The sequence below is a fragment of the Sphingobacterium puteale genome (assembly GCF_050986225.1).
Lineage (GTDB): Bacteria > Bacteroidota > Bacteroidia > Sphingobacteriales > Sphingobacteriaceae > Sphingobacterium > Sphingobacterium puteale.
Map to the genome: position 1 here is coordinate 5,420,103 of NZ_CP158959.1, position 21,207 is coordinate 5,441,309.

Sequence of the window (21,207 nt, forward strand, 5' to 3'; positions counted from 1 at the left end):
TCTTAGAATTTAATGTTAACACCTAGTCCATAACTTGATGTGCCCGGTAGAGAAAAACGCTCGAATGCACCCGACATATTTGTATTTCCCTGTGAAACCTCAGGATCAAATCCTTTCAATTCAGACCAAAGAATAATGTTACGTGCAAATGCATTTACATCAACCTTGATTTTCGAATTTTGATAAACAGGATATCCTACAGCAACTTCACGTAACTTAACAAAAGAGGTACCTTGTATAGAAGCTTCGGAAATATTGCTCAACGTATTGAAATAATCGTATGCTTTAGAAGGATCAATCAGGATATCGTTGTTTTCGTATTGACCCGGAGCTACTTCTTTTACTGCAGCTTGCTCAAATAAAAATCCGTCTCCACTACGGAAATCAGCCGATTTTTGGGAAACACCATACACGTCTAATAATCCAGAAGTACCATGATACATTTGCCCACCTTGTTTCCAATCCAATACTGCTGAAAGCCTCACTTTCTTATATTCGAAGTTTGTATTGAAACCTAGGTTAAAATCTGGAGAAACGCTACCGATTACTTTTTCTTCACCTGCCTGCGGAAGGCCATCTTTATCAACGACAATCTGTCCGGCATCATTTCTCAAATAGGATACACCATAGATAACCGGGAATTTAGATCCTATACCTGCACGAACTTGCGGAGTAACAAAACCGCCCATAAAAATGCTGTTTACACCCTCGGCTAATTCATCGACATAATTATCGATTTTGGTAAAATTGAATGCAAAATCCCATTTGAAATCACCCGAACGATATGGCGCAACGGCTAAAGTAACTTCATGTGCATTGGTATGAATTCTACCGCCATTTGTAACTAAGCTAGAGTAACCTGTAGAAGCTGCCAAAGGTACTTCGAATATTTGGTCTTTTACATTTTGACGGGAGAAGGTATAATTCAAATTGATTAAACCATTCCAGAAGGTCAGATCCGTACCGACTTCAATCGCTTGGGTATTTTGCGGTTTCAGATTCGGGTCATAAACAATGGAGTATGGGGTATAAGAAGTTATACCGTCACTGTTGATTGGATAAATAATTGGCGTACCACTGGAAAAACCACCACCATATGTTGGTTTGTCATAATAGCTTTCGTAGTAATCTCCAGCTTGGCCAACCTCAGCATATGATGCTCTTAATTTACCCATGGTCAATACCGAATTTTTCACACCTTCCAATTCTGTAAAGACAAAGCCTGCCGAAACAGAAGGATAGAAAAATGAACGGTTGTTTCTAGGCATGGAAGAAACAATATCATTACGACCGGTTGCGTTCAAAAACAACATGTTTTTGTACGCCAACGCCAAACTACCAAATGTACCAAAGGTGCGCGTGTGACGCAATGTTTGCTCTCCGGTTACACTTGAAGCATTATTGATATGATTCCATCCCGGAAAGTTGAAATTCATTCCATAAGCGTAATCTCTTCTCCGAACACGATTTACAATCTCGTTACCAACCATGGCATCAAAGACCAAATCATCGTTGATTTTCCAATTGTATGCAGCTGTCCCCAAGGAGTTCCACTCTGTCACAGAGACATTAAAATTTTCAACTTCACCAAATCCATTTGCATGGCCATAGCCCCACAGGTCGGTATAATTGGTTGTATACGAATCAACACCTGCCTGATATTTCAGCGTTAATTTTTGGTTTTCACCTAAGTTAGTCGCATATTGTCCAAAGCCGTTACCAAAGAAACGTTGCGTATCCTCAGTGAATTTATTATTCTCAACAGCCCAATAAGCATCATCAAACCCCGATGTACCACGATAAGTATTTTGGCTTGTCGGCGCGTTTAGATAATAGGAAGGTATGCCTTTTAGATCATATGAAGCTGGAGCGCCATAAACTGTAGCTATAATTCCATTATTTGCACCTGTTTGCTTTGAAATATGTGAATTGACATAATTACCTGTGAAACCGGTCGTCCATTTATCGGACAACTTAGCTTCTCCCGATAATTTAGCTGTATAACGATCCATTCCAGTTGATGGAACAATACCGTCAGCATTTGTTGCTCCTAAAGATAACGCATAACTTCCTTTTTCAAATCCTTGCACAATATTAAAGGAGTTGTTAAAGGTATTTCCTACGTTAAAGAAATCTTTCGCATTGTTGTAAACTCGAGGAGTAGCCCAAGGATCTAAGCCTGCGTTAGCGCGTTGTGGCACATAATACTTATCTTTCTGTTTACCAAACTCCTTAGTATAATCATTATCCATATTCCCACCATACGTCGCATCATTGGCCAATTGATCGATAAGAGGGCCCCAAGACATAGAAGACAATGGTGAATACTGCCCACCTGTTCCTTGCGCATATTTTGTTTGAAATTCTGGCAATACTGAAACCTTGTCAAAAGAAACATTGGAATTGTAAGAAATCTGTGGTTTTCCCTGTTTTCCTTTTCCGCTCTTTGTGGTGATAATAATCACACCATTGGAAGCACGCATACCGTATAAAGCAGATGCCGCCTGTCCTTTCAAAACATTAATACTTTCGATATCGTTTGGATCAATATCCAGACCTCTTGACGAGTAATCGGCTCCGGTAACGGAGTTTCCAGTTGACTGATCTGAAGTCGATGAAATCGGCAATCCATCAACAATGTATAATGGCGAGTTATTTCCAGTGAATGAACGTGCACCACGGATCGTAATATTAGCAGATGCTCCCGGCATACCTGAAGAAGGTGTTACCTGAACCCCTGATACTTTACCTTGTAATGCTGTCGCCAAGTTGCTGTTAGCAGCCTCAGTCAATTTACTCCCCTTCACTTCTTGTGTAGCATAACTTAATGCTCGTTTTTGGCGCGATTGTCCCATCGCCGTCACCACCACCTCTTCCAATGCATTGTCCTGTCCTGACAAAGATACATTGAACACAGTGCTGTTGTTGTTAACAATAATGGTTTTATCATCAAAACCAACTGAACGGAAGACGACAACTTTGCCTGCAGGCACACTCAAAGAATAATTACCATCAGCATCTGTTTGTGTCGCTTGATTAGTGCCTTGTACTACCACTGTCACCCCAGGTATTGCTTTACCATCAGCAGATGTAACACGACCACTAATCTTTTTTTCCTGTGCGAATGCGACCGAAGTCAAGATCATTCCGCCAACAAGAAAACTTAGTAATGTTTGTTTCATGTTTTAGTTAGTTAATTTTATTATTTTTCTAATCCTATATATTGATATAAACTATATCCATTAACATAACTGTCTAAACACACATTGCCTAGACAATAAACAACAATATGCAAAATAGCATACCGCCATTCATGGGATAACAGTTGAAAATATTAATGGAAAAATATACCCTAGGTAGATGTAGAGTCAATCCGTTGAAAATACTCAGCTGTAAAATTTGCTCTTTTCAGCATTTACAGTATATAATAGTTAGTGCGATTTTTATTAACGGTTTCAAATATAGAAAGCCAAAGTTGCTTTTACAAGTTTTTTAACATTCTCTCCTAAAAACAAAAAATAAGGCAACAAAGCCTTCAGTATCTTGCAAATTCAAACGCAAGATTCATTTTAGAATAAAAACTCTTCAAACAATTTCAAAACAGAATTTTATACGGAATCACACATATTTAACAAAACATTAACAATGTATTAAGAAAACATTAACATGACATTCCCTTATTTTTCATCCCTAAAAAAAAGAGTAATTTATAACGATTCTAAAGTTCGGTTGAATGGAATTCTAAAAAAAAGAGACTTTACCTGGTCTGGTAAAGTCTCTTGCTATCACAAATCCTACGATGGGAATCTGTTATTTGATAGGTTTGATTAATCAATATATTCGAATTTCGTATAAGGAACCAAAACTGCAGGTATCCGCACTCCTTTATCCGTTTGATTATTCTCTAAAATCGCAGCAACAATGCGTGGCAGAGCTAATGCTGATCCATTTAGCGTATGGGCCAATTGCATTTTTCCATCTGCATTCTTGAAACGGACTTTCAGACGATTGGATTGATATGTTTCAAAATTGGAAACAGAAGAGACTTCGAGCCAGCGTTTTTGTGCAGAGCTGTATACTTCCATATCGTAAGTCAGTGCAGAAGTGAAACTCATATCACCACCACATAGGCGTAGCACACGGTAAGGTAATTCTAGTTTTTTAAGCAAACCCTGTACGTACAAGCTCATTTCCTCCAACACTTCATACGATTTTTCCGGATGTACTAGCTGTACGGCTTCTACTTTATCAAACTGGTGCAGACGATTCAAACCGCGTACATGGGCGCCATAAGAACCGGCCTCGCGACGGAAACATGGGGTATAGGCACAATGCTTAATAGGAAATTGCGCTTCCTTAACAATCACATCCCTATAAATATTGGTAACCGGCACTTCCGCTGTGGGGATCAGGTATAAATTGTCATTGTTGACGTAATACATCTGTCCCTCCTTGTCCGGCAATTGCCCTGTAGCAAACGCAGAATCTTCATTAACCAGGATGGGCACCTGTACCTCTTCATATCCTTGCTCAGCTGCCTGATCCAAAAAGAAATTGATCAATGCTCGTTGCAATTTTGCACCCTTGCCTTTATAAATTGGGAATCCCGCTCCGGCAACTTTTACGCCAAGCTCCAGATCCACGATATCATATTTGCTTAACAATTCCCAATGGGGCAATGCATCTTCTGATAAAACTGGAATTTCCCCGTTGGTTAAAACCACCTCATTGTCATCAGCACTTACACCTGCAGGAACCGATTGATGCGGTAAATTAGGCAATTGAACAATTTTATCGTTCAACTCGATTTCGATTGCTCCTAATTTATCCAACAGTTGCTTCACCTGTTCTTTATATCCGGACGATTGGGATTTAACGGCTTCAGCTTCTTCTTTTTTTCCTTGGCGCATCAGATCTCCAATCTGTTTTGCTGCCGCATTAGCTTCTGCCGAAAGGGCGTCAGATTCCGCTTGGATCTTACGGCGGTCTTCATCTAAACTGATGATTTCGTCGACCAATCCAATTTCCTTGAAATGCTTGACAGCCAATCTTTCGATAACCGTATCCCTGTTTTCACGGATATAATTTAATTGCAACATAATATAAATGTGTTATTTAAAAAATAGTGAACAAAGATAGTGAAAATTGCCGCTTTTTGGCAATAATTACAGTGATTATCCACTACACATCTTATACTATCGTAACTTCTTTACATAAATAGACATCTTGAATTGCATGAAGCAATTCTACACCTTCGCTCATTGGCTTTTGGAAAGCCTTCCGCCCTGATATCAAGCCTGTCCCACCCGCTCTTTTGTTGATCACAGCGGTTTTCACAGCTTCCTGTATATCATTCTGGCCCGAAGCCCCACCTGAATTGATCAGTCCTGCTCTGCCCGCGAAACAGTTGAGCACCTGATAGCGGCACAGATCAATCGGATGGTCTGACGACAACTGCGTATACATGCGTTCATCTAATTTTCCATAACTGCTCTTACCCATATTAAGGGCTTTAAACCCACCGTTCAGTTCGGGAAGCTTTTGTTTAATAATATCCGCTTTGATTGTCACGCCAAGGTGGTTGGCTTGACCGGTTAAATCTGCCGCTAAATGATAGTCTTTGTCTCCGGTTTTAAACGCCGGATTCCGCAAATAACACCATAGTACGGTAGCCATACCAAGTGAATGTGCTTCTTCAAATGCCTTTGCGACTTCGATAATCTGACGGTCAGATTCTTCTGAACCGAAATAAATAGTCGCGCCAACGGCCACTGCTCCCATGTTCCAAGCTTCGCGTATGGTTCCGTACAGGATTTGATCAGCACGGTTGGGATAGGTCAACAATTCGTTATGATTGATTTTGACCAGAAAGGGAATCTTATGGGCATATTTTCGCGATACCGCGCCCAATACGCCAAAAGTCGATGCTACCGCGTTACAGTTGCCCTCCAATGCCAATTTCACGATATTCTCCGGATCAAAATATTGCGGATTGGGTGCAAAAGAGGCCCCGGCACTGTGTTCTATTCCCTGATCTACCGGCAATATGGACAGGTATCCTGTATTGGCTAAGCGGCCGGTTCCAAAAAGCTGCCCCAAACTGCGTAAAACCTGCGGTGTACGGTCACTGCTACCATATACCTGATCGATAAATGTCCCTTCGGGAAGATGAAGCATCGTTTTGGAAACCGCAGGTTTGTCAAACGCTAATAGATAATCTGATTCGGCACCTAGATGTGCTTGTATTTTTTCAATGTATTGCATAATTTATACGTGCATTTATATTAGAAAATAACTCCAAAAGAGGCAGAATGTTTTAGCACATATTATATAGTAAAAAAAACTTAACTTTGACCATGTTATATTTAGTTCCAACACCTATTGGCAATCTGGAAGACATGACCTTTCGTGCAGTCAATGTTCTGAAAGAAGTAGACATCATCTTAGCAGAGGACACAAGGACAAGTGCTCCTCTTTTAAAGCATTTTGGGATAGATAAAAAGGTCTTTGCGCACCATCAGCATAACGAGCATAAAGCGGTTTCTGAAATCATCAAATTTCTGAAAGAAGGGCAACATATCGCTCTCATTTCAGATGCTGGAACACCAGCAATCTCCGATCCCGGTTTTTTATTGGTCCGCGCGGCCATCAAAGAAGGGCTGGAGGTACAATGCCTACCCGGTGCCACCGCTTTTGTTCCGGCACTGGTCAACTCAGGCCTGCCTAATGACCGCTTCTGCTTTGAAGGTTTCCTTCCCGTAAAAAAGGGACGCCAAACACGTTTAAAGGCATTGGCGGAAGAAAAAAGAACAATGATTTTCTATGAATCTCCACACCGTATACTCAAGACAATAGAAGAATTTATTACTGTTTTCGGAGCAGAAAGGCAAGCCTCTATCTCCAGGGAATTAAGTAAGCTGTACGAGGAAAATGTCCGCGGAACTTTAACTGATTTAAAATTACACTTTGAAAACAATCCAATCAAAGGAGAATTTGTATTTTGTGTAGGTGGATTGGAATAAATTTTGACAATCTTTGATTACTAAAACGTATTTGACATGAACATGGAACAATTTGCACAAGACGGACAGGATATAAAAATCATTGAAAAATTGATTACTAAAGTCCAGGACATGCTTACTCCAGGAGAAAAAATAGATTATATCGCGGTACAGAAAAAACCTGCTGTGACAATTTTACCGGACAGTATCACCATTAGTAATAAACGCATTTTTATGTGTGAATTTACCAAATTGGGCTTAGCGACGGATTTTGAAATTTTCGGATGGCAGGATATTAAGGATATTGCGTTCAAAGAAGAGATCTTTGGTTCAAAGGTCACTGTCATTCCTTTTACTGGAGAAAACTTAAGCATTGACTACATTCCAAAAGTTCAAGCCAGAAAACTCTACCAATATATCAAGGCTGCTCTCGAAAACTATAAAAAAGCGGAATTGGCCGCTGAAAAGGAAAAGATCGTCATTGCGCCAAGCAGTCCCCGGGAGACCGTTGTTGAGAAAGCTGAACCAAGCCAGCAAGCTCCGGCTCCGGCAGCAGCACCGGCACCGGTCATTGCTCCTCCGTCTGCTACTGTACAACCTGCGGCCTCTGCGCCGGTTACACCTCCGGCGACTCCCGTTCCGGTTGCTCCGATAATAGAAGAGGAAGATGATGAAATTACTTTAAAACTTAAAAAACTAAAAACACTCTTCGACAAGCAATTGATCACTCAGGACGAATACGAGCAAAAGAAAAGAGAAGTTTTATCCAGTTTATAAAATAGGTGGGTATTGTGAAGAATAACTATTTATTGGCACTTTTAAGTGCCTTTTTATTGTGGTTGGGCTGGCCTCCTATCCCCTATTCCAGCCTGCTGCTCTTTATTGGGTTTCTGCCCTTATTGATTGCACTGGAAAACATCATCCGCAGCGAAACAATTAAAAAAAAAGGGAAGAAGATTTTTCTAACGGCGGGTCTTATGGCTGTTGTCTGGAATACGGCATCCATTTACTGGGTATACAATTCCATCTCCGCAGTTATGCCTCCTTTTGCGGCTATTGTGATCAGTTTGATCCCTTTCTGCCTTGGGGCAGCTTTAATGGCGCTTGCGTTTTCCCTATATTATCAATTAAGGCGTAAAACTTCACTGCTATTATCCCTTTTTGGATTAATGGGATTCTGGATCAGCTATGAATTTCTCCACGCCTCCTGGGATCTGGCGTTTCCATGGATGACTTTAGGAAACGGCTTTGCCAACTTTCATCAATTGATCCAATGGTACGACATGACCGGCATATACGGCGGGTCTATGTGGATCTGGCTGGTAAATATCCTGGTTTTCGTACTATACCTCAATCGGAAAGGAATCTACCAGCTCAGAAACAGGCTTGTCCCTATCCTTTGCCTGGTTTTGATTTTAGCGGTTCCTGCTACTTATTCTCTGTTTCGTTATTTCAGCTACGAGGAGCATCAAAACCCTGCCCAGGTCGTGGTAGTACAGCCGAACGTGAATCCTTACATTAAGTTTCGGATCAGCCCTGAAGAACAATTGAACACCTTGTTTTCTCTTTCCAATTCTGTAGCGAAACCAAACACGGAGTTTTTTATCTGGCCCGAAACCGCCCTTTCACAAAACGGTGATTTTGATGAAGAAAACCTCCGTGAGACCTATTCCTATCAACGGATTCTACAATTTTTGGATCAGTACAAAAATGGCAATGTCTTATCGGGCATAGAGAGTTATCAATTATATAATTATGCGAAGACAACGACTGCACGTGAAATTACACCTCATATTTACCAGGACAACTTTAACGCTGCAACATTGATCGATTACTCATCCAAACTGCAATTTTATCATAAATCCAAATTGGTCCCCGGTGTGGAACAGATGCCCTTTGGCGCGGCGATGAATTTTTTAAAACCATTATTTAAAGCTTTTGGTGGCACGACAGGCGGTTACGGGAAACAGGCCGAGCCTTCGGTTTTCTATGCCCAGAGTGGTATCGGTGCTGCCCCGGTCATTTGCTACGAATCCATCTGGGGTGACTATGTAGCGAAATATGTTAAAAAAGGAGCTCAGTTTATCGCGATCATTACCAATGACGGCTGGTGGGGCAATACTTCGGGGAAAGACCAGCATCTGCAATATGCTAAACTAAGAGCCATTGAAAATAGACGCTGGGTTGCCCGGTCGGCAAATACTGGGATATCCGGTTTTATCAATCAACGCGGTGATATTGTACAGCGGACAAAATGGTGGGAACCCGCAGCACTGAATCAGGAAATCAATTTAAACGAAGAAATTACAATATATACCAAAACTGGCGATATAGCTGCTTACCTGGGCTTAGCAATTGCCCTGGGTGGATTCCTTATTATAATTATACGTCGGCAACATGCTCATTTACCATAATCTACGCGGGTTCAAAAAAATATTTCCCCAAAAACGGGAATGATCGACGCTCCCCCGGTTCATACGGAATTTGTCGCAACGATTTCAGCACAGCCTAAAAAAACGACCAAATTCTGATGAAAATAAGTCATTTAATGCATTTGATTTACTTTTGAGATTTGTAATTTTGCACCATGCAAGTATATTTTGACAATGCTGCGACTACAGCCTTAGATCCTGAAGTTATTAAAGTAATGGTAGATGTCATGGATAACAACTTTGGAAATCCATCTTCTATTCACAGTCACGGAAGACAAGTAAAAACAATCGTAGAAAAAGCGCGGAAAACGATCGCCAACCTACTCCATGTATCTCCGGCAGAAATTTTCTTTACTTCGGGGGGCACCGAAGCCGACAATATGGCCATCGTACGTTCGATCACGGACTTTGGCATCACGCATGCGATCACTTCACCAATAGAACACCATGCTGTCCTGCATACGCTGGAGGAGCTGGAGAAAGCGGGAAAAGTTCATCTTGATCTACTCAACGTAGACAGCAAAGGTAATTTAGACCTTAATCAACTGGAAGAGCTCTTAAGTAGCAATCCCCGTACGTTTGTTTCTATCATGCACGCTAATAATGAAATCGGCAACCTCAACGATATCCAACGTATATCGGAATTATGTCAGCGCTACAATGCCGTATTTCACTCCGACACGGTACAGACCATGGGGCATTATCCGCATGATCTGGGACAGCTTAAAATTGATTTTATTACTGGTGCAGCCCACAAGTTTCACGGTCCGAAAGGCGTAGGTTTCCTCTATATCAATGCCAATAACAAAATCAAACCGTTGATTTATGGTGGCGCCCAGGAACGGAATATGCGTGGCGGCACCGAAAATGTTTATGGGATAGCAGGTCTCGCGAAAGCGTTGGAACTCGCTTATGAGCATATGGATGAGCACCAGGCTTATATTCAAGCTCTTAAATCCTATATGATTGAAGAGTTACAAAAAGCTATTCCAGCTATCGAATTCAATGGCGTTGTCGAACCAGAAAAATCTTTATATACCGTACTGAATGTCTCTTTCCCTTGCAGTGATCTTGCAGATATGTTATTATTCAATTTGGATATAGCAGGCATATCCTGTTCCGGTGGAAGTGCCTGTAGCTCGGGGACCGATATTGGCTCACATGTGCTTGGGGCGATCAAAACAAATTCTGACCGGCCTTCGGTGAGATTCTCCTTTTGCAAGAACAATACAAAAGAAGAAGTGGATTTTGTTGTGTCGACGTTAAAAGAACTTTGTTTAAAAAGTAGCTAAAACTGTGGGAATATAAAAGCAAAAAAATCCGAAGAGTATTCTCTATTCTCTTCGGATTTTTTTGCTTTTATATAAATGTTATTTCCCGCGGCGGATTTCAATTCTTCGTCAGCACATAGTATTTGGAAATATCTCCCGTAATATCATTACCTGATAGATCCAATTGACTCAAGATATGGTTGCCCAATTTGAATTTATAATCGACACCATCCAACGTGATTATATTTTCATCCAATTTCCATTTTCCCTCGCGCACAAAAACATCATCGCTTTTGTTAAGATATTTGGACGAGTATTTATAGGTATTGTCTTTATGTAAAGAAATAAGCGTCTCTATACCATCGCAATCCGCACAGGGCATCACCCCTTTATATTCTCCGATCACAATTTCAGCTTTGTCTCTTCCTTTTAATTCCTGCAAATTATCTTTATAGGCAGCCACACTCTGTTTCGGATTATCACACCCTCCTAATCCAATCATTATCATCACTCCTACTGTCCAAATAAACCTTTTCATCTCTTTCCAAATTCAAAAAATCAGCATCTCATAGTTACTCTCTTAAAATTCATAACAAATTAGATACCAAAAATTTAGAAAGAACTAAAAATCATCATCTTCTTCTTCGTCCAAAAATGATAAAGCGCCCTGCAACTCGCCCAATGCATGGAAATTGCGGCTTTTACGTGCCACATCAATTCCCTGTTTATATGTTTTGATCGCAAGTTCCTGTTTGTCCAGTTTTTCGTATAATTTTCCCAGATGATAATACGTTCCGACGTAGTCCGGATGGCTATTGATCAGCTTCTCAAATCTGTCCAAAGCTTCCTGCTCATTATTTTGTTTCAGGTACTCCGCAGCAATGGCATATTTTAAAAAAGGATCTTCAGGGCTCTCTTTCAAAAATTCGTTGAGTTGATCCAATCGTGTTGACATATCTTTTTTATTTCAAACTTAATTAAAATTGGGCTCATCTGTAAACAATTATTTTTTTGCGCCCGCGTTCCCAAATGTAAATTATCTGATCGCTCCCCCTTTTTTCTGCATTTTCCACACATAGCAGGTGTTAGCTAACACTTTAGGTTTCTTTGTCGCCACTCCGTCCTTCCCTATCGAGCAATAACTTCGCAACAGATATATTCTATTTAAAATATATTTTCTATTAAAAATACTATGCTAGCATACAAAATGACATTATACTGACGGATTGTTCCTATTCAAAAAATAGATGTAGAGTTGAACAAAATTTATTAAAAAAACCATAAAATTGAACTTAATTTACAAATAAAACAAAATAAGCAGTAAAAAACCATTATAAATTCAAAATAACGTAATAGCAAAATCACGCGGTAAACCAAAATTTTAAGCGGTTGGGGGCTTTTTATTTGGGAGAAAATATGGTAAGTTTGGGTAAAACCAATCGTATATGAAAATATTAGTTTGTATAAGTAATGTCCCTGACACTACATCGAAGATCACTTTTACAAATGACAACACTGCCTTTAATACAACTGGGGTGCAGTTTATTATAAACCCTTATGACGAGATTGCCCTTTCAAAGGCAGTTGAATTAGCTGAAGGAGGAAAAGGTACAGTGACTGTCATCAATGTCGGAGATGCATCAACTGATGCGACCATTCGCAAAGCATTGGCTATAGGCGCTGACAATGCAGTACGTATTAATGCCGTTCCGAGAGATGCCTGGTTTGTTGCGAATCAGATCGCAAATTATGCCCGGGAAAATGCTTTTGACCTTATTTTAACTGGACGGGAATCCATTGATTATAATGGTGCGCAAGTTGGTGCAATCGTTGCAGAATTACTGAATATACCATCGGTATCCATTGCCAAGAAGATCGATATCGCTGCTGATGCTGTCAGTATTGAACGTGAAATAGAAGGTGGCAAAGAAGTGTTAACAGCCAAACTTCCAATTGTTATTGGTACAGCAGAAGGAGTCGCGGAGCCTAAGATACCTAACATGCGTGGTATTATGAGCGCACGCACCAAACCATTGGATGTGCTGGAACCATCCGCAGTTGATACGCTTTCCCACATTGTTAATTATGAGACTCCAGCTCCACGCAGCACTGTAAAACTAGTTGATGCTGCAGAAGTTGAGAAACTGGTTGCTCTATTACATGATGAGGCCAAAGTTATTTAATCATTAAATTCCGAAAAAACTATGTCAATACTTGTATATGTAGAAAATACCGATGGGAAATTCAAAAAGTCTGCTTTTGAAGTCGTTTCTTATGCGAAAGCCATCGCCGATAATATCAGCACCGACCTTGTTGCCATCTCGATCGGCAACGTCGCGCAGGATGAACTCGCTACACTGGGCAACTACGGTGTTTCAAAAGTGCTTACGGTCAATAATGAGCAGCTTTCCTCTTTTGTCAACCAAGCTTATGCGAGCATTATCGCGGAAGCCGCAAAGAATATAGGCGCTAATTTGCTTGTACTTTCCAACTCTTTTTCCGGCAAAGGTCTGGCACCTCGCATCGCGGCAAAACTTCACGCTGCACTCGCTGATGGGGCTTTGTCGTTACCGACTATCGAAGGTGAAAAGTTAACCGTCAAAAAGACCGCGTTTTCAAATAAAGCATTTGCTACAGTGGAATTGACCGCAGCGATCAAACTGATCGCTTTAAATCCCAATGCTTACGAAACCAAGGTAACCGGAGGTACCGCCGTTGTTGAACCTTTTGCAGCCAATATTGCTGCCACGGACTTCTCGACAATTGTTAAAGAAATTGTGCGCGCAACAGATAAAGTTTCCCTACCGGAGGCAGAAATCGTTGTCTCTGCTGGCCGTGGGCTAAAAGGTCCGGAAAACTGGGGGATGATCGAAGAACTCGCAGATGTCCTTGGTGCCGCGACAGCCTGTTCAAAACCTGTTTCTGATGCAGGATGGCGTCCACATTCCGAACACGTCGGCCAAACGGGTATCGTTGTAAGTCCCAACCTCTATATTGCTATCGGTATCTCCGGTGCTATCCAACATTTAGCCGGTGTTAGTTCTTCAAAAACAATTGTAGTGATCAACAAAGATCCCGAAGCACCATTCTTCAAAGTTGCGGATTACGGTATCGTTGGTGATGCATTTGATATTGTACCCAAATTGACACAGGCTTTAAAGGCTTACAAAGGTCATTAAGATTTTACCGCATATTTTCCTCCCCATTCATTCCAAACATGATTGGGGAGTTTTTATTTACCCTTTACCTAATTGCAATTTCCTCGATTAAAAAGGTCGGCGCAATCGAGGGAGATCGATAAATTTGTTTCACACGGAACGTAATTATAATTGCATATAAAAGCAAATTTATCTAAGTTTGTAGACCGCTTTGGAATTAAAATGAAGAAAATCAGATTAGATATCGTTGGTTTATCCTATAGTCAAACGCAATCTGGGGCTTACGCCCTTGTATTGGGAGAAGTGGAGGGCAACAGAAGACTGCCCATCATTATTGGTAGCCATGAAGCACAAGCCATCGCTATTCGGATAGAAAAAATGATTCCAAGCCGTCCCCTTACGCACGACCTGTTTCAGTCTTTTGCAGAATCTTTTGGCATTAAACTCGTCGAAGTACTCATCTACAATCTGATTGAAGGCATTTTTTATGCAAAGATCATTTGTTCTGACGGCAATAAGATGGTCGAAATTGATGCGCGTACTTCCGACGCGGTTGCTTTGGCAGTTCGTTTTGAAGCACCAATTTATGCCTACGAATTTATTATGTCATCTGCAGGGATTATTATTGAGGGACATGAATTCGCATTTTTGGAAAATCTCGACAAAGCCAACAAGGTACAAGATCCCAGTATGGTCGAGGTCGAAGAGAAGACTCCTTCCCAATCCGCTAACAACCCTTTTTCTTCGTTGACAGATGAACAACTGGAGCAGGCACTCAACCAGGCATTAACGGAAGAGAACTACGAACAAGCCGCGTTGATTAGGGATGAAATTTCCAAAAGAAAATAACTCCTCTCATTAAAGCGAAACAAAAACTCTAAATAATATCGTTTTATGTCTATTAAATTAAGATTGACCATTATGAGCTTCTTTCAGTTTTTTGTCTGGGGAGCATGGTTGATTACAATAGCTAACTATTGGTTTGGCACAAAGCAATGGGATGGTACACAATTCGGTGCCATCTTCGCTACAATGGGGATAGCTTCGCTATTTATGCCAACATTGATGGGGATAATTGCTGACCGCTGGATAAATGCTGAAAGACTATATTTTTTCCTTCATTTATCTTATGCTGCTGTTCTTTTCTACTTACCACAAGTTAATGATCCCAACACTTTTTTTTATGCGATGCTCGCAGCAATGTGTTTCTATATGCCGACATTGGCTCTATCCAACTCTATTGCCTATACCGCATTGAATGAAAACAACTATGATCTGGTCAAAGCATTCCCCCCTATCCGTGTTTTCGGAACTGTTGGATTTATCGTAGCGATGTGGATCACAAATCTGACAGGTAACAAAGCAACAGCATACCAATTTTATATTGCGGGAACAGCGGCCTTGGCCTTGAGTCTCTATGCCTTTACATTACCGAAATGCCCACCTAAAAAATTACAGCAGGAAAGTGCATCTTGGACACAGCTGTTGGGCTTAGAAGCCTTTAAATTATTTGGAAACTATAAAATGGCGCTGTTCTTTATATTTTCCATGTTCTTAGGAGCCGCATTGCAGTTGACCAACGCGTATGGGGATGTATTTTTGGACGAATTTAAATTCTATCCAAAATTTGCGGAATCCTTTGTGGTGAAATATTCGACAATTATTATGTCGATCTCGCAGATATCGGAGACGCTTTTTATCTTGGCTATCCCATTTTTTCTGAAGAGATTCGGGATCAAAAAAGTTATGTTGATCTCTATGTTTGCCTGGGTATTACGTTTTGGGCTGTTCTCATTTGGAGACCCTGCTGGCGGCCTGTGGATGATTGTACTTTCCTGTATCGTTTATGGAATGGCATTTGACTTTTTCAATATCTCAGGCTCTTTGTTTGTTGAGACATCCACAACATCAAGTATACGTAGTTCTGCTCAAGGCTTATTTATGATGATGACCAATGGTTTCGGAGCAGTATTCGGCAGTTTTGCATCCGGGTGGATAATCGACCATTATTTCACCAAAAGCTTTCAGAATGGGCAGGATCTGGCCAACTACCTGGATACGGATATCAATGATATGCATTTCCTGAATTTCTTAAAAGAGAAAAGTATCTCGCTGTTGCCTGATGGTACCCTGAACAATAATATTATGCTCAAGGACTGGCATGACATCTGGCTAGCCTTTGCCATCTACACCCTGGTTATCGCAGTACTTTTTGCAATATTCTTTAGACATAAACATGAGCGTGAGCCGCTAAATTCAAAATAACAAAAAGTCGCAAATGCGGCTTTTTGTATATTTGCAGGATGCAAAATACATCAATGGAATTGTTAACGGATTCACAATCCCAAATTTACAACTGGACTTTTCAATGGATTAACAAGCTAGGTTTGGATAACCAGACCAATCATTTTATCAATTCCATTGTTTTATTATTGCTGGTTGTCTTATTTCTGTTCATTGTCGATTACTTCAGCAAAAAAACGCTTCTGCTACTCACCATTAAAGCGATCCGGAGAAGCGCCAACCGATTTGACGACTTATTAATCCGGAATAAGACCTTAAAACTGATCGCGCATTTCGTCCCTATATTAGTTGCCCAATATATCATTCCCATTATTTTTATGGGCTTTCCTAACTGGAAAGAAAATATCAACAAATTATTGGCCATCGCAACCACCGTCGTCAGTTTGTTGATCATCCATTCCTTATTAAAAAGTATCCGGGATATCCTGCGTACCAAAAAGTCCTTTGCCGATAAACCGTTGGAGAGCTACTTACAGGTCTGTCAGATTATCATGTACTTTATCGGTGGCACCATCTGTTTCTCGATCTTGACAGGAAGCTCTCCCTGGTCATTTTTGTTGTCATTAGGAGCAGCATCAGCGATCTTAATGTTGGTATTCAAAGATACGATCCTGGGTTTTGTTGCAAGTATACAGGTATCAGCCAATGATTCAATACGTGTAGGGGACTGGATCGAAATGCCCAAATACGGCGCAGATGGGACGGTAAAGGAAATCAACCTCAATAATGTCAAAGTGCAGAACTTTGACAAGACGATCACGACAATTCCGACACATACCCTATTATCGGATTCCTTTAAAAATTATAGGGGTATGCAGCAATCTGGAGGAAGGCGCCTGAAAAGGGCGATAAATATTAAAATTTCCACGATCCGATTTTTGGACAACGAAGAAATCGAAAGACTAAAACACATACAGATTCTCCGTGCTTATATAGAAGATCGCGCGAAGACAATAGACGAATTTAACCGTATTCATCAGATAGATCCTTCCAGTCCAATAAACGGCAGGAAAATGACCAATCTGGGCATGTTCAGAGCTTATGCGCTTGCCTACCTGCGTCAAAATCCTCAGATCCACAAAACCATGCCCTTAATGGTGCGACAATTGGCTTCAACCGAACATGGTGTACCGGTCGAACTGTATTTCTTTGTCAATGACATACGGTGGGAATATTATGAAGGTATTGTCTCCGATGTTTTTGATCACCTCTTTGCCGCCACAAAATATTTCGACCTTGAGATATTCGAAAATCCGGCTTCGGATGATTTCAGGCAATTTGTTAGGAAACAACAGATCAATGTACTGAATTAGTAAAAAAGAAAACAAGATCCATAAAAACAGTGAAAGGTAATCCGGGGAGATTACCTTTTCACTTTAAAAACAAACTAAATTTTCAGACGTGTTTCACAACAGATCTACACATTAACCCTAACTCTTTATGAATCAAAAATTACTCTACACAAATATAGGACTGCTATGTTAAGTCCATCTTAAGGGAACTTTAAACTTAAAACAATTCGACAAATAGTTATTTAAATCATTTAATTCGCATCTTTTATCAATAAATCAGACTTCAATACGCTTAAAATAACTCTTGGTTCGTCAACTGAACCAATCCTATAATATTGTGTGCCAAACCTGCTGGAATTGTTTTTCAATTAATTTCTTACCCCTATTGCAATAGGGCTACTCTGGTATTTCCAAAAAAAAGGCAATCCGAAGATTGCCTTTCCTGGGATAGTAAATACTCAATTATTCTACCACAATACTTTTCGTCGCGAAATGTTCTCTGTTGAACATATCAACTGCTTTAATTTCTAACTGATATGTCCCAGCTTTAAGTTTCGGCAAATTCGTTACCCACAAATGGCTGGATTTTTCTGGATTAGATGGGCGGCGAGTTGTCATCAGCTTTTCAGCGGTATCGTATTTCGCTAGGGACTTTAAGAAAGCAGGATCACTCTCGTTGACATATTCCATCTCTTTCCAATCTCCTTGGTTAATTCGATAAGCCACTTTGTCCCCTTCCCTACCAATGAAGAAGTTTGCGTAAATGGGGTATCTTTTCGTATACTTTTCGGGTACTACAGAAGCTCCATAAATATCGATCTGATAGCTTGCTGGCTTACCTACCACTTTATAATCGAAACTATATTGATTACCTTCAATTTTCAAAACGGCATAACCCTTTGGCGTACCGTCCCGCATGGTCGAAACCGGAATTCCCTTGTCGTTCAGCTCCCCTGAATACCAATCCCCTGATGTGGTTCCGACATTATATTCGTGGTGCGCATGTTCCTGTTTCCAACCATCTTTCTGTCCATAAAAATATTGGCGTTGAAAATGTGTATGTGCCGAAAGCGAAAGTGTATGCTCAAAAGGGGCCAAAATATCAAATAGACGCTGTCTGTCTTCATTGCGAAACACATTTGAGTTTTCATGATATAATGGGATATGGAACGAAAGGACAATCAATTTGTCTTTAGCTACCTGCTTTAAGTCATTCTCAACAAAATCCAATTGATCTTTCCGAAAACCTCCAAGATACCCTTTTCCGGTACGTGGATTAGGATAGATAATATTGTCCAATACAATGAAGTGTGCATTGCCATAATTAAAGGAATAATTATTAGGGCCAAAAGTTCGCTCAAAAGACTCATCCGAAAGGCTGTCCGTTTTGGCATCATAGTTCATGTCGTGATTCCCCATGACATTATACCAAGGTAATCCCATCGTAGAAATGACCGACTTGTATTTTGGTTGAAGGGAAAGATCGTCACCGACCAAATCTCCTAGACTGATTCCGAATTTAGCGACAGATTTGTCAGCGATTTCATTGATGATGCCCTCCTTAAAAAATCCCAATTCTTCCTCGGTATATGCTTGTGGGTCACCAAAGACAAAAGCGGAAAAATTGGCTGGCTCATCTTGTTGATATAGCGCAAAGTTCACGCTGGAAGGGATTTTACCCGTTGCAGTAACACCGGGATACTTTGATGTTGGGCTACCATTAACTTTATGGATATAATAGAATTTTGGATGGTTATTCTCATCTACGGGTACTGCATATCCCGAAGGTTTGACAACGAAAATGATATTATCATTTCCCACTGGTAATTGATAGTTACCATCTTTATCTGTAGCAACAACTTCGCGGCCGTTACTGACCGAAACAGATGCTATCCCCTTCTCATTCTTATCTAATTTTCCGTTTCTGTTTACATCTAGAAAAACTTTTCCCTTTGCAAATTCTTGTGCTTGTACTGTCTGGGCCAGCGCCAAAGAAATGGCCAATGCCATAAATGTTTTCATATCGAACGTTAGTTTTGCCGCTAAAGTACCCTATTAGCATTAAGATAATATCAATTGAATATAAAGGATTCGTAAATATAAACCCGTATCAAGCAGTGACCAACTTAACAAATAAGACCTAATTAGTTCTTATATAATAGGGATTTAAATCGGACTTTATACGTGTTTATCCGAATGAGGTCCGAGTGAAGTCCGAATAAGATCCGTATCAAGTCCCTATTAGCCTATTGTTTAATATGAATTTGTCCCCTACTTGATATAAAGTTTTCCGACATCATTTCATTCAAATTTTAGGATTATAATCGCGCGAAATTATTTGAATAGTTTGGCTTATCGATAATGGATCCCATTAAATCGGAAAAAGCGTTAAAAAAAGAAGGAGAAACCAAATGCTTGGTCTCTCCTTCTTTCAATAAATATATTTATCCTTATTATCTTGCTTGGGCAGTCGCTAACATACGGTTGACTTCGTCTATCATCGATTTGGCGGCATCATGCATCCGTGGATTACCTGCAAAGTCCGCATCTAAAGTGACACGTTTTGATTTATCTTTGTAATTATATTCCAGATAAAAACGAGGTACTTTAGAATTTGTTGAATCTTTCTTCCATTCCGGACCTGTCATATCTGTATCCAAATTCCAAAACCCCAATTCCATTGCTTTGCGATGCAAATACAATAGATCATCTTTTGTGAACTTTACAGTATCCGTAATTAATGAATCTTGTTTGTCTAAATATTTATAGATACGCGTTTTTGAATTATATTCATTGACCATATGATTCGGTTCGCCATATTTGAATTCAATGGATTCAAAATCAGCAAAACGGAATGGTGCGTTTTTAATCATATTGCTATAATAATAAACACAATACATTAAAAATGGCACAATAATACAAAGGCCTAAAAAAATCTTTTTACTCTTTATTGTCATTTCTATAAAATTTTGACAAAAATAAGGATTTATATAGGGTATAAAAGTTTATGTCAAGATATGACATAAAACCTACATGGATTTCACCAGGTTAGATCTTTGGAGAACCTGCATCAACGAAAGTTTTGGCGTACCAGCTATCCGTCAGATCTGATATAATAACCCCTTTGCGCGTTGAGACATGAACAAATTTATTGTTGTGTAAGTATACGCCCACATGGTCAATCCCATTCTTACCAAAAGAAAAAAACACCAAATCACCTTCTTCCAATTTCTGAGGTTTCTTTCTTTTCACAATGCCTTCCATATCGCGTGATGTCCTTGGAAGATTACCTTTGTAGACTTCGATATATAACAGATTAACAAAACCCGAACAATCCACTCCACTTTTGGTCTGTCCCCCCATTCGATGCGGTATTCCCATCCAATCGTCGATAAATGAATAGAGCTGTGGGTTTAGCTTCTTTGTATTTACATTCAGTAAGGAGGCATAATTATCAAGACGAGATCCAGAAAAGGTTTTTCCCCGCGCCGAGCTCGCATCTGTCAACACCGAACCACTGGAGGAACGAGAACCGGAGGTAAGTACCTTTTTCTTCGTTGAACAACTGCTCAAGAATAGGAGTGCGCTTAAACAGAAGATAAAATAAGACTTAGCAATCATTATGTTCGATTTACTTTCCTGTAAGACAAACTTAAATAAATTGCTCCTGATATACAACCTATTTACCCCCTTCATAAAAAACAATTTATTCATTCTCCCTATTTTATTGATAAGCTATTCGTCATAAA

At 40.1% G+C, this 21,207-nt stretch carries 17 protein-coding genes; 9 read left to right on the forward strand and 8 right to left on the reverse strand.

What is annotated here, in order from left to right; genetic code table 11:
• Positions 1 to 2: 2 nt before the first annotated feature.
• The 3 genes from ABTV71_RS22760 to ABTV71_RS22770 all read right to left on the reverse strand — a co-directional run bounded on the left by ABTV71_RS22760 (position 3) and on the right by ABTV71_RS22770 (position 6,264).
• Positions 3 to 3,182, reverse strand: a complete 3,180-nt coding sequence (locus ABTV71_RS22760) for a SusC/RagA family TonB-linked outer membrane protein (protein ID WP_433901211.1) — start codon at positions 3,180 to 3,182, stop codon at positions 3 to 5.
• 645 nt (positions 3,183 to 3,827) lie between these two features.
• A complete protein-coding gene (gene serS, locus ABTV71_RS22765; protein ID WP_433901212.1) occupies positions 3,828 to 5,099 on the reverse strand; it encodes a serine--tRNA ligase in 1,272 nt (423 codons plus the stop codon).
• A 91-nt stretch (positions 5,100 to 5,190) separates the two neighbouring features.
• Complete coding sequence (locus ABTV71_RS22770) at positions 5,191 to 6,264, reverse strand: class I fructose-bisphosphate aldolase (RefSeq protein WP_433901213.1); 1,074 nt, start codon at positions 6,262 to 6,264, stop codon at positions 5,191 to 5,193.
• A gap of 92 nt (positions 6,265 to 6,356) precedes the next feature.
• Here ABTV71_RS22770 and rsmI point away from each other — a divergent pair, with 92 nt between their 5' ends.
• From rsmI to ABTV71_RS22790, 4 genes are all read left to right on the forward strand, one after another.
• Complete coding sequence (rsmI, locus tag ABTV71_RS22775; protein ID WP_121125796.1) at positions 6,357 to 7,022, forward strand: 16S rRNA (cytidine(1402)-2'-O)-methyltransferase; 666 nt, start codon at positions 6,357 to 6,359, stop codon at positions 7,020 to 7,022.
• Between the two features lie 36 nt (positions 7,023 to 7,058).
• Positions 7,059 to 7,778, forward strand: coding sequence for a PH domain-containing protein (locus tag ABTV71_RS22780; protein WP_433901214.1), 720 nt, complete (start codon positions 7,059 to 7,061; stop codon positions 7,776 to 7,778).
• Positions 7,779 to 7,792: 14 nt separating this feature from the next.
• Positions 7,793 to 9,415 (forward strand): apolipoprotein N-acyltransferase, encoded by a 1,623-nt coding sequence (gene lnt / locus ABTV71_RS22785; protein ID WP_121125911.1) that lies wholly within the window; start codon positions 7,793 to 7,795, stop codon positions 9,413 to 9,415.
• A 173-nt stretch (positions 9,416 to 9,588) separates the two neighbouring features.
• On the forward strand, positions 9,589 to 10,725 hold the full coding sequence (locus tag ABTV71_RS22790; RefSeq protein ID WP_121125798.1) for a cysteine desulfurase family protein: 1,137 nt from the start codon (positions 9,589 to 9,591) through the stop codon (positions 10,723 to 10,725).
• 97 nt (positions 10,726 to 10,822) lie between these two features.
• On the opposite strand, the gene ABTV71_RS22795 is transcribed toward ABTV71_RS22790, so the two are convergent.
• Positions 10,823 to 11,242 carry a copper resistance protein NlpE gene (locus ABTV71_RS22795; protein ID WP_121125799.1) on the reverse strand — a complete coding sequence of 140 codons (420 nt, stop codon included), beginning with the start codon at positions 11,240 to 11,242 and terminating at the stop codon, positions 10,823 to 10,825.
• Positions 11,243 to 11,326: 84 nt separating this feature from the next.
• Positions 11,327 to 11,659: a tetratricopeptide repeat protein gene (locus ABTV71_RS22800; RefSeq protein WP_121125800.1), complete on the reverse strand. Its 333-nt coding sequence runs from the start codon at positions 11,657 to 11,659 to the stop codon at positions 11,327 to 11,329.
• A 490-nt stretch (positions 11,660 to 12,149) separates the two neighbouring features.
• Here ABTV71_RS22800 and ABTV71_RS22805 point away from each other — a divergent pair, with 490 nt between their 5' ends.
• From ABTV71_RS22805 to ABTV71_RS22825, 5 genes are all read left to right on the forward strand, one after another.
• Positions 12,150 to 12,887 (forward strand): electron transfer flavoprotein subunit beta/FixA family protein, encoded by a 738-nt coding sequence (locus ABTV71_RS22805; protein ID WP_433901215.1) that lies wholly within the window; start codon positions 12,150 to 12,152, stop codon positions 12,885 to 12,887.
• Positions 12,888 to 12,908: 21 nt separating this feature from the next.
• Positions 12,909 to 13,883 carry an electron transfer flavoprotein subunit alpha/FixB family protein gene (locus tag ABTV71_RS22810; protein ID WP_433901216.1) on the forward strand — a complete coding sequence of 325 codons (975 nt, stop codon included), beginning with the start codon at positions 12,909 to 12,911 and terminating at the stop codon, positions 13,881 to 13,883.
• Positions 13,884 to 14,084: 201 nt separating this feature from the next.
• Complete coding sequence (locus ABTV71_RS22815; RefSeq protein WP_121125803.1) at positions 14,085 to 14,711, forward strand: bifunctional nuclease family protein; 627 nt, start codon at positions 14,085 to 14,087, stop codon at positions 14,709 to 14,711.
• Between the two features lie 45 nt (positions 14,712 to 14,756).
• Complete coding sequence (locus ABTV71_RS22820; RefSeq protein WP_433901217.1) at positions 14,757 to 16,127, forward strand: nucleoside permease; 1,371 nt, start codon at positions 14,757 to 14,759, stop codon at positions 16,125 to 16,127.
• Positions 16,128 to 16,165: 38 nt separating this feature from the next.
• A complete protein-coding gene (locus tag ABTV71_RS22825; protein ID WP_433901218.1) occupies positions 16,166 to 17,479 on the forward strand; it encodes a mechanosensitive ion channel family protein in 1,314 nt (437 codons plus the stop codon).
• A 441-nt stretch (positions 17,480 to 17,920) separates the two neighbouring features.
• Here the strand turns inward: ABTV71_RS22825 and ABTV71_RS22830 are convergent, their stop codons facing one another.
• The 3 genes from ABTV71_RS22830 to ABTV71_RS22840 form a co-directional block, all read right to left on the reverse strand.
• Positions 17,921 to 19,480 (reverse strand): calcineurin-like phosphoesterase C-terminal domain-containing protein, encoded by a 1,560-nt coding sequence (locus ABTV71_RS22830; protein WP_433901219.1) that lies wholly within the window; start codon positions 19,478 to 19,480, stop codon positions 17,921 to 17,923.
• A 431-nt stretch (positions 19,481 to 19,911) separates the two neighbouring features.
• Complete coding sequence (locus ABTV71_RS22835) at positions 19,912 to 20,331, reverse strand: hypothetical protein (RefSeq protein WP_120260009.1); 420 nt, start codon at positions 20,329 to 20,331, stop codon at positions 19,912 to 19,914.
• A gap of 175 nt (positions 20,332 to 20,506) precedes the next feature.
• Entirely contained in the window at positions 20,507 to 21,172 is a 666-nt protein-coding gene (locus ABTV71_RS22840; RefSeq protein WP_245971381.1) for a C40 family peptidase, read from the reverse strand.
• Positions 21,173 to 21,207: the final 35 nt, after the last annotated feature.

Bases quoted from the DNA above. Each gene is read 5' to 3' on its own strand.
- ABTV71_RS22760 (WP_433901211.1), bottom strand. From the start codon at position 3,182: ATGAAACAAACATTACTAAGTTTTCTTGTTGGCGGAATGATCTTGACT.
- serS (WP_433901212.1), bottom strand. From the start codon at position 5,099: ATGTTGCAATTAAATTATATCCGTGAAAACAGGGATACGGTTATCGAA.
- ABTV71_RS22770 (WP_433901213.1), bottom strand. From the start codon at position 6,264: ATGCAATACATTGAAAAAATACAAGCACATCTAGGTGCCGAATCAGAT.
- rsmI (WP_121125796.1), top strand. From the start codon at position 6,357: ATGTTATATTTAGTTCCAACACCTATTGGCAATCTGGAAGACATGACC.
- ABTV71_RS22780 (WP_433901214.1), top strand. From the start codon at position 7,059: ATGAACATGGAACAATTTGCACAAGACGGACAGGATATAAAAATCATT.
- ABTV71_RS22790 (WP_121125798.1), top strand. From the start codon at position 9,589: ATGCAAGTATATTTTGACAATGCTGCGACTACAGCCTTAGATCCTGAA.
- ABTV71_RS22795 (WP_121125799.1), bottom strand. From the start codon at position 11,242: ATGAAAAGGTTTATTTGGACAGTAGGAGTGATGATAATGATTGGATTA.
- ABTV71_RS22800 (WP_121125800.1), bottom strand. From the start codon at position 11,659: ATGTCAACACGATTGGATCAACTCAACGAATTTTTGAAAGAGAGCCCT.
- ABTV71_RS22805 (WP_433901215.1), top strand. From the start codon at position 12,150: ATGAAAATATTAGTTTGTATAAGTAATGTCCCTGACACTACATCGAAG.
- ABTV71_RS22810 (WP_433901216.1), top strand. From the start codon at position 12,909: ATGTCAATACTTGTATATGTAGAAAATACCGATGGGAAATTCAAAAAG.
- ABTV71_RS22815 (WP_121125803.1), top strand. From the start codon at position 14,085: ATGAAGAAAATCAGATTAGATATCGTTGGTTTATCCTATAGTCAAACG.
- ABTV71_RS22820 (WP_433901217.1), top strand. From the start codon at position 14,757: ATGTCTATTAAATTAAGATTGACCATTATGAGCTTCTTTCAGTTTTTT.
- ABTV71_RS22825 (WP_433901218.1), top strand. From the start codon at position 16,166: ATGCAAAATACATCAATGGAATTGTTAACGGATTCACAATCCCAAATT.
- ABTV71_RS22830 (WP_433901219.1), bottom strand. From the start codon at position 19,480: ATGAAAACATTTATGGCATTGGCCATTTCTTTGGCGCTGGCCCAGACA.
- ABTV71_RS22835 (WP_120260009.1), bottom strand. From the start codon at position 20,331: ATGATTAAAAACGCACCATTCCGTTTTGCTGATTTTGAATCCATTGAA.
- ABTV71_RS22840 (WP_245971381.1), bottom strand. From the start codon at position 21,172: ATGAATAAATTGTTTTTTATGAAGGGGGTAAATAGGTTGTATATCAGG.